The sequence below is a fragment of the Rhodococcus sp. (in: high G+C Gram-positive bacteria) genome, from assembly GCF_049591685.1.
Classification (GTDB): Bacteria; Actinomycetota; Actinomycetes; order Mycobacteriales; family Mycobacteriaceae; genus Rhodococcoides.
Map to the genome: position 1 here is coordinate 1 of NZ_JBAWFH010000553.1, position 8,214 is coordinate 8,214.

Annotated in this window: 10 protein-coding genes and 3 tRNA genes; 3 read left to right on the forward strand and 10 right to left on the reverse strand. The window is 64.0% G+C overall.

The genetic code is table 11. The features are described from left to right. The 3 genes from WBQ44_RS22630 to WBQ44_RS22640 form a co-directional block, all read left to right on the forward strand. The coding region (locus tag WBQ44_RS22630) for a hypothetical protein (protein ID WP_495568903.1) at positions 1 to 430 on the forward strand (430 nt) is incomplete at its 5' end. Positions 431 to 547: 117 nt separating this feature from the next. Continuing rightward, the gene (locus WBQ44_RS22635) at positions 548 to 2,512 is read left to right on the forward strand and encodes a CocE/NonD family hydrolase (RefSeq protein WP_495568904.1); all 1,965 of its coding nucleotides are present in this window, start codon (positions 548 to 550) and stop codon (positions 2,510 to 2,512) included. Positions 2,513 to 2,522: 10 nt separating this feature from the next. Beyond that, the gene (locus WBQ44_RS22640) at positions 2,523 to 3,425 is read left to right on the forward strand and encodes an alpha/beta fold hydrolase (protein WP_495568905.1); all 903 of its coding nucleotides are present in this window, start codon (positions 2,523 to 2,525) and stop codon (positions 3,423 to 3,425) included. A 57-nt stretch (positions 3,426 to 3,482) separates the two neighbouring features. Here the strand turns inward: WBQ44_RS22640 and rplA are convergent, their stop codons facing one another. From rplA to WBQ44_RS22690, 10 genes are all read right to left on the reverse strand, one after another. Further along, complete coding sequence (rplA, locus tag WBQ44_RS22645) at positions 3,483 to 4,202, reverse strand: 50S ribosomal protein L1 (protein WP_495568906.1); 720 nt, start codon at positions 4,200 to 4,202, stop codon at positions 3,483 to 3,485. Between the two features lie 114 nt (positions 4,203 to 4,316). Then, complete coding sequence (rplK, locus tag WBQ44_RS22650; RefSeq protein WP_495568907.1) at positions 4,317 to 4,751, reverse strand: 50S ribosomal protein L11; 435 nt, start codon at positions 4,749 to 4,751, stop codon at positions 4,317 to 4,319. 75 nt (positions 4,752 to 4,826) lie between these two features. After that, a complete protein-coding gene (gene nusG / locus WBQ44_RS22655) occupies positions 4,827 to 5,666 on the reverse strand; it encodes a transcription termination/antitermination protein NusG (protein ID WP_495568908.1) in 840 nt (279 codons plus the stop codon). Between the two features lie 60 nt (positions 5,667 to 5,726). Beyond that, entirely contained in the window at positions 5,727 to 6,188 is a 462-nt protein-coding gene (gene secE, locus WBQ44_RS22660) for a preprotein translocase subunit SecE (protein WP_495568909.1), read from the reverse strand. 68 nt (positions 6,189 to 6,256) lie between these two features. Further along, positions 6,257 to 6,329 (reverse strand) — tRNA-Trp (locus WBQ44_RS22665). A gap of 182 nt (positions 6,330 to 6,511) precedes the next feature. Further along, positions 6,512 to 6,937 (reverse strand): (3R)-hydroxyacyl-ACP dehydratase subunit HadB, encoded by a 426-nt coding sequence (hadB, locus tag WBQ44_RS22670; RefSeq protein ID WP_495568910.1) that lies wholly within the window; start codon positions 6,935 to 6,937, stop codon positions 6,512 to 6,514. Further along, on the reverse strand, positions 6,924 to 7,409 hold the full coding sequence (gene hadA, locus WBQ44_RS22675; protein ID WP_495568911.1) for a (3R)-hydroxyacyl-ACP dehydratase subunit HadA: 486 nt from the start codon (positions 7,407 to 7,409) through the stop codon (positions 6,924 to 6,926). Before hadA ends, hadB begins: the two co-directional genes overlap by 14 nt. 168 nt (positions 7,410 to 7,577) lie before the next feature. Further along, positions 7,578 to 7,745 carry a 50S ribosomal protein L33 gene (gene rpmG / locus WBQ44_RS22680; RefSeq protein WP_019666436.1) on the reverse strand — a complete coding sequence of 56 codons (168 nt, stop codon included), beginning with the start codon at positions 7,743 to 7,745 and terminating at the stop codon, positions 7,578 to 7,580. A 60-nt stretch (positions 7,746 to 7,805) separates the two neighbouring features. After that, positions 7,806 to 7,878: transfer RNA gene (locus WBQ44_RS22685), tRNA-Met, on the reverse strand. Positions 7,879 to 7,942: 64 nt separating this feature from the next. Then, positions 7,943 to 8,015: transfer RNA gene (locus WBQ44_RS22690), tRNA-Thr, on the reverse strand. Positions 8,016 to 8,214 lie beyond the last annotated feature (199 nt).

The window sequence follows — 8,214 nt, forward strand, 5'->3', positions numbered from 1 at the left end:
AGTCCAGCCTGCGGCGCTCGCCGCGGCGGCTGCCGTCGTCGGGATCGCAGTGGGCGGCGGCGCCGTACTCGGTGCGACTGTCATAACAGACCGACCGGTGACCGGCCCCCCGGGAACTCTCGGCGCGTACGAGCAGATCGACTTCACCGGCACCCCGTCGGGAATCGAGATCGAGGGCGGTTTGGTGCCGCACACGTGGGGCACCGAAACGGTACTCGAGGTGGACGGCGTGCCCGAGCTGGGCTCGTACGAGGTCTACGTGCTCGAGCAATCTGGAGCGGCACTCGCGTCGGGCAGTTTTCTCGGTAGCTCGCTGACCATCGACTGCCGAATGAACGCCGCTGTCATGCGCTCCGACGTCAGCGGTATCGAAATTCGGAACTCCGACGGATCGGTGCTCGCAAAGGCAGCCGTACCGAAGGCGCTCTAGCCTGCTGTACCGAAGGCGCTGTGATCGCCCACCAACCGGTTCGGTGGCGACTGTCAGGTCCAACAACTATTCGCTCTCTCGAGACAAACCAGCATCGGTGACTGTTCAATCACCTCTATGACCTCAGCGGTGCCACGCCCTCTCCTCCGGCCCGCGGTGGACCCGGACAGAGCGCGTGACCCCAGCGGCGGCGAGGCGGCCCTCGGCTGGCACGCGCTCGTCGAGGCCCAACCGCGGCATGCGGGGATGGTCGTCGAAGCCGACGTCCGGATACCCATGAGCGATGGGGTTGTTCTTCGGGCATACGTCTTCCGCCCCGCGGACGCGTCGGGACGAGCAATCGCAGGCCCCTTCCCGACCGTCCTCAACATCACCCCATACAACAAGCTGTTGATCAAAGGGGTCGACACCCTTCTCGAAGCGCCGCTGATCGGGCCGCTTCTGCGCAGGTTCTCGCGCAGCGTCGACTTCTCCGGCACTCGATTCGAGGGCATCACCGAGTTGACCAGAGTCGTGGCGGGCGGCGCGGCCGATCTGCTCTCGGTCAACCGCCACCTCGTTCGCAGCGGTTACGTGCAGCTCATCGTCGACGTGCGAGGAACCGGTTCCTCCACCGGCACGTGGGACATCCTCGGGCCGCGCGAGCAGCAGGATTCACTCGAAACGATCGACTGGGTGCTGGCGCAGCCCTGGTGCAACGGCCGCGTCGGCATGGCCGGCATCTCGTACTCGGCCATCAACTCGTTGCAAGCGGCCGCCAAGAAACCTGCGGGGCTCGACGCGGTGTTCGCCGTCGAGGGCTCGGTGGACATCGTGCGTGAAATCTTCGCAACGGGCGGCGCGCCGTCACTGTTCATCCCCCTGTGGCTGACCACGGTCAACGGCCTCAAATGGGTGCCCTCGCTGCGGGATCTCGACGTCGCCGACTGGCTGCGCGACCGACTGCGCTCCCCCGCCACCAACCTCCTCGACCTCGCCCGCGGATTTTTCACCGGCGGCGACACCAGAATCTACGACGATCCGTACCACGACACCATCGACGCCGATATCGAGGACATCACCGCACCGACCTTCGTCTACGGCTGTTGGCACGACATCTTCGGAGGGTCCGCGCCGGATGTCTACAACCGGCTCGAACTCGAACGCGGTCACAAACAACTGCTGGTGGGCGACGGCTACCACGGCAATCCCGGGGTCGGATTCGGCCAACCCGGCTTCCCACCACGCCTCGACGTCCTCGAACGCGCATGGTTCGACCGATGGTTGCGCGACGAGGACAACGGCATCGAGCGGTACGGACCGGTGACCCTCCGACAACAGGGCGGCGGGTGGGCCGCGCACGGACGATTCCCCGCCCCGCAGGCGCTCCCGACGCGTCTGTATCTGTCGGCGGCGGCGTCGGGGACCTCGCCCCACGCCCGCGGCGACGGTTCCCTCGGCACCAGGCTCGACGGCTCACATGGCGTGTTCGGGGTGCGTCCGTCTCTCTGGTCGACGGTTTCCAGAGACACCACCCAGGTTCTCGCCGGCGTGACGGCCGCGCTCGGTGGAGGGTTCACCTACGACAACCGGTTCGCCGAGAAGGGCGCAGTCGGGTTCACCACACCCGCTGCCCACGCCGACACCGTCCTGTCGGGTCCGATGAACCTGCACCTCCGCGTCGTGTGCCATGCCCCCGAAGCACTGTTCGCCGTCATGATCTGCGACGTGGCACCGAGCGGGAAATCGACGGTATTGACGAACGGCGCACTGCTCGCCTCCCGCAGAGCCGTCGACGACGCACGGTCTCTCTTCGCGCCGAACGGCGACTACACCAGGCCGAACCACCCGTTGACCGAGGACACCCTCCTGCCGGTTCCGCTTGGGGTGGCAATCGAACTCGACATCGACCTACTGTCCACCGAGGCACTCCTTGTCGCTGGTCACCGCCTCCGCGTCGACGTGTTCGCGGCCAACGCCCCGCGGTTCATGCCGATCCTGCCCGATCTCATCCGTACCCGCGGCGCCGCGCAGGACATCACCATCGACCCCGAACACCCCAGCTACCTCGTCGCACCCCTCCTCGGCGAACCCGGCTGGTGAAAGGACACACATGCTCACGCGCACCGGTTTTGCACCGGCCAACGAGATCGACATCGCCTACGAGGACATGGGCAACCCCGAAGATCCCGTGGTCCTGCTCATCATGGGACTGAGCGCCCAGATGACGCTGTGGCCCCGTGACTTCTGCGGGCGCATCGTCGAGCACGGATTCCGCGTCATCCGATTCGACAACCGTGACATCGGGCTGTCGACGAAGATGGACGGCCAGCGCATCGAGGGATCGACCCTGCTGCGGCTGCTGCGTACCGAACTCGGAGCGTCGAGCCGCGTTCCGTACACACTGAAGGACATGGCCGCGGACACCCTCGGCCTGCTCGACTACCTCGAGATTCCCCGCGTCCACGTGGTGGGGGCATCGATGGGCGGCATGATCGCGCAGGTGTTCGCGGGCCTCAACCCGGACCGCGTGCTCAGCGTCGGCGTCATTTTCTCCAGCACCAACGAGGCATTCCTCCCGCCTCCCGATCCTCGGGCGCTGATACCGCTGATGAAGGGTCCGGGACCCGGCGCTTCGCGCGAGGAGATCGTCGCGCATTCGGCCAACACCCGACGCATCATCGGGAGCCCGGCGTATCCGACGTCGATGGACGAGCTACTCGTCACCGCGGGCGAGATGTACGACCGAAACTACAACCCGGCGGGCGCGATCCGGCACATGGCGGCCGTCACCGGCACCGGCAGTCTGCGTCGCATCGCCGCCCGCATCACCGCGCCCACCGTCGTCGTCCACGGGCGCGCCGACCGCTTGATGCGGCCGAGTGGAGGCAAGGCCGTCGCCCGCGCGGTCAGGGGTTCCACACTGCACCTCATCGGCGGCATGGGCCACGACCTGCCGCGACCGCTGTGGGACGAGATACTGGGCGAACTGACGAGCAATTTCGCGCGAGCCTGAACACGACAAAGCCGGCCCCCGATAACGGGGGCCGGCTTTTCGGCTGTTCCGAGAGGCTTACGCTTCTGCGCCGTCCTCGAGGAGGTTGCGCGTACGAGCCGGATCAACGGGGATTCCCGGTCCGGTCGTGGTCGAGACGGTGACCTTCTTGACGTAGCGGCCCTTGGCGGAGGACGGCTTCACACGGAGGATCTCGTCGAGTGCAGCACCGTAGTTCTCCACCAGCTGGGTGTCGTCGAACGACGCCTTGCCGATGACGAAGTGCAGGTTGGCCTGCTTGTCGACGCGGAAGTTGATCTTTCCGCCCTTGATCTCGTTGACGGCCTTGGTCACATCGTTGGTAACGGTGCCCGTCTTCGGGTTCGGCATCAGGCCACGCGGTCCGAGGACACGGGCGATACGGCCGACCTTGGCCATCTGATCGGGGGTGGCGATCGCTGCGTCGAAGTCCAGGAAGCCGCCCTGGATGCGCTCGATCAGATCTTCTGCTCCGACGACGTCGGCTCCTGCTGCTTCGGCCTCGACGGCCTTCTCACCAGCGGCGAAAACGATGACCCGAGCGGTCTTGCCGGTGCCGTGGGGAAGGTTGACGGTGCCGCGAACCATCTGGTCCGCCTTGCGGGGATCGACGCCGAGACGAACGGCGACCTCCACGGTGGGGTCGAACTTGCTGGAGGCGGTGTCCTTGGCCAACTTGGCAGCCTCGAGAGGCGTGTACAGGTTGTCTGCGTTCACCTTTGCGGCCTGCTCGAGGTAGGCCTTACTGCGCTTTGCCATGTGTTGCTGTCCTTTGTGAGTTCAGAAGTGGTTGTCGGGCCTGGCCGGCCCTCCCACGTGGTGTTTCTTGCTCGAACCGCAGGCCGTGCACCTGCGTCACGGGCGTCGGAGCTGTCAGCCCTTGACCGTGATGCCCATCGAACGAGCAGTACCGGCGATGATCTTCGCGGCCTGATCGATGTCGTTGGCGTTGAGGTCTTCTGCCTTGGTCTTGGCGATTTCGCGCACCTGATCCATGGTCACCGTGGCGACCTTGGTCTTGTGCGGCTCGCCCGAGCCCTTCTCGACACCGGCAGCCTTGAGCAGCAGCTTGGCGGCGGGAGGGGTCTTGAGCTTGAAGTCGAACGTGCGGTCTTCGTAGACCGAGATCTCGACCGGCACGACGTTTCCGCGCTGCGACTCGGTCGCGGCGTTGTACGCCTTGCAGAACTCCATGATGTTGACGCCGTGCTGGCCCAGTGCGGGGCCGACGGGAGGAGCAGGGTTGGCCATTCCTGCCTTGATCTGAAGCTTGATGATCCCGGCCAGCTTCTTCTTCTTCGGGGGCATTTCTTTTTCCTTGTATTCGCTCGGGTTTCTTGCGGTAACTACTGCAAGTGTGTGCGGCCCACTGGGTCGGCCGACTTAAATCTTGGAGACCTGCGTGAAGCCCAGTTCGACCGGAGTCTCGCGGCCGAAGATGGACACCAACACCTTGAGCTTCTGCTGCTCGGCGTTGACCTCGCTGATGCTCGCCGGCAATGTCGCGAACGGGCCGTCCATGACGGTGACGGACTCGCCGACCTCGAAATCGACCTCGATGGTGGGCTTCGACGTGTTCTCGGACGTGGTGTCGGAACCCCCTGCGGCCTTTGCGTCCTTCTTCTGACCCTGCTGCGGCATCAGGAACTTGACGACCTCGTTGATGGTCAGAGGCGACGGCCGCGACGTGGCGCCGACGAATCCGGTGACACCGGGGGTGTTGCGCACAGCACCCCAGGACTCGTCGTTGAGCTCCATCCGGACCAGGATGTAGCCGGGCAGAACCTTGCGGTTGACCTGCTTGCGCTGGCCGTTCTTGATCTCGGTGACCTCTTCGGTCGGGACTTCGACCTGGAAGATGTAGTCACCGACGTCGAGATTCTGGACACGGGTCTCGAGGTTGGCCTTCACCTTGTTCTCGTAACCGGCGTAGGAGTGGATGACGTACCAGTCGCCGGGCGCGCGGCGCAGCGCAGCCTTCATCTCGGCAACGGGATCCTCGGACTCGGCGGTGACGTCGACGCCTGGCTCGGCTTCTGCGTCCTCGGCGGCGGCAACCTCATCTGGTGCGTCGTCGCCAGCGGCAGCAGCGACGTCAGCGGCAATGGCCTCGTCGGTCTCGCGGTCCTGAGCGGCCTGCTCCGCCTCGAGGCCCTGTTTGGTCGCCTCGACATCGGCGTCGAATGCGGCCACTTCGGTGGCGTCGTTGTGCGGCGTGCTCACAGCAGGCACCCTTTCTGTCGTTTGAAGCATGGTGTGGAGATCATCGAGAGCGAACAAGCGTCAGCCGAACAGCCATTCGATACCGCGGATGAACGCCAGATCGGCACCGCTGATGAACGCGACCATGAACGCCACAAACACCAGCACGACGCTCGTGTACGTGACCATCTGCTTACGGTTGGGCCAGATGACCTTGCGCAGCTCGGCGATGACCTCACGGAGGAACTTGCTCAGGCGCTTGAAGATGTTCATTCGCTTGGGCTCGCCGGCGGTGTCGGACCGAGTGGCCACCGACGTGCGGGCAGGCGCAGCCTTGGTGATGGACACCTTGTCCGCCGACGAATCGCTGGAACCGGTACGTGCACGACGTGCCGTTCGCTTGCCTGAGGGACGAACCACTCCGGCAGAAGGAGCGGGGGTATCCGACGTCGAGGACTCCGACGGCGAAGGATCTGACGGCGACGAATCCGGCGTCGATGGGATACCGGACTGGCCGTCGCGCTTGTCGCGCTCCTCGCTCACCCGTCGTTCCTCTCAGTAGCTGACACCGTTGCCGTCCTCGCATCGAGGCGAGGACCCGGCAACATGGGCAGGGGCGACAGGACTTGAACCTGCAACCTACGGTTTTGGAGACCGTTGCTCTACCAATTGAGCTACGCCCCTTCGGCCCCATCCGAATCGAATCGGACCGTCCTGCGCTCATACGACATACGCACTACCTCGAAGATTCCCCGAAGAGAACCTCGGCAGCGCGCAGCGCCGAACAACCACAGAAATCTCAGTGTACTGCACTGGTTGTGGAACCCCGAAATCCCGCCCACACGAGCTGGGCCGGAGTCCACCGGTCAAGCCAGGCGGACGGTCGCCGTGGCTCGGCCGAAGATCTTCTTGCCCTCGGACTTCGCCGTGATGGCAATGACCGCGGACTTCGTCTCCGGATCGATGGATTTGATTTTGCCGCTGTACTCGACCGATGCGGCCGAATCCGCAGGCACGTACACGGACGATGTGAACCGCACGTTGTATTCGGTGACCGCACCAGGATCTCCGAGCCACGACGTGACGAAGCCGGCCCCGAGACCCATCGTCAGCATGCCGTGGGCGATGACGTTGTCCAGACCCGCGAGCTTGACGACCTCGTCGCTCCAGTGGATCGGATTGGGGTCACCGGAGACACCGGCGTAATTGACCAGATCGCCGCGCGTCAGCTTGACCACACGCTCGGGCAACTCGTCGCCGACGGAGACATCCGCAAAATTACGAAGCGCCATGCATGATCACTTCCTTGACTGCGTGGGCGATGTTCTCGTCGACTTCGCCGCCGGTACGGGCAACGAGAGTGGTCCACGTGGTCTGCACCAACTCGCCGTTCTGGTCGGTCACGATGTTCTTGGTGGTGATGATGTCACTACCACTCATCTGACGGAACGATTCGAGAAAGACCTCGCACGACAGTTCGTCGCCGACCGCAATCGGCTTGTGGAACTGGAGACGCTGATCCGTCTGGAGAATCTGACTCGGGTCGTACCCGGTGATGAATTCCTTGAACATCCGCGACTGCGCGATGATGCCGACCAGGGAGATGAACGTCAGCGGCGCTAGCAGTCCGTCGTATCCGAGGCTCTTGGCGGCAGCATCGTCGTGGTGCGCCGGATGCCAGTCCTGCACCGCGCGCGCATACTCGCGCACCTTCTCGCGGCCCACTTCATAGGCGTGATCCACCTTGTAGTGGTGACCCACCATGGCTGCGGCGTGCGCCGCCGGATCCTGCACGACCTCGGGATCCTGCACTGATTCGGACACGCGGATGGTTTACCTTGTCTACCCAGGACGCAAACACGCGTCAGGGCATGGGATGCACCTGACGCGTGGCGTCGACCGAACGAGAACCTGCAGCCGAGAGGCTCGCTACTAGCGAGACTCGCGGTGCGCGCGATGCGTTCCGCAGTTCGAGCAGAACTTCTTCAGCTCGAGGCGGTCGGGATCGTTGCGACGGTTCTTCTTCGTGATGTAGTTACGGTGCTTGCAAACCTCGCAGGCCAAGGTGATCTTGGGCCGCACATCGGTGGAGGAGGCCACTGGATGCCTACTTTCGGGTAAATCTGATCCGGTTAATCAGGACTGTGCATTCATCTTGTGTAGCGGTGACCGGACTTGAACCGGCGACGCAACGATTATGAGTCGTTTGCTCTACCAACTGAGCTACACCGCCTCAGGTGCTCACCCCTACACCTTCGCACTAAAGAAGGCGCCGACGCGAACTATCCAATCCAGCGAGCCCCCTAACGGAATCGAACCGTTGACCTTTTCCTTACCATGGAAACGCTCTACCGACTGAGCTAAGGGGGCGATCGACTGCGGGTCTGGCCGTTCCGCAGGCTTTACTTCCGGCGCACGAACTATCCGTGCGCTGAAGCCTTCAAGAGGTTACACAGTACGGGCGCCGAGTACCAAATTGCATGCTCAGCGACCCGACGGGTCTCCCCTTCACAGTGAAAACCCCAGCGAGATTTCTCTCGCCGGGGCTCCACGGGTGGCAGATGTAGGA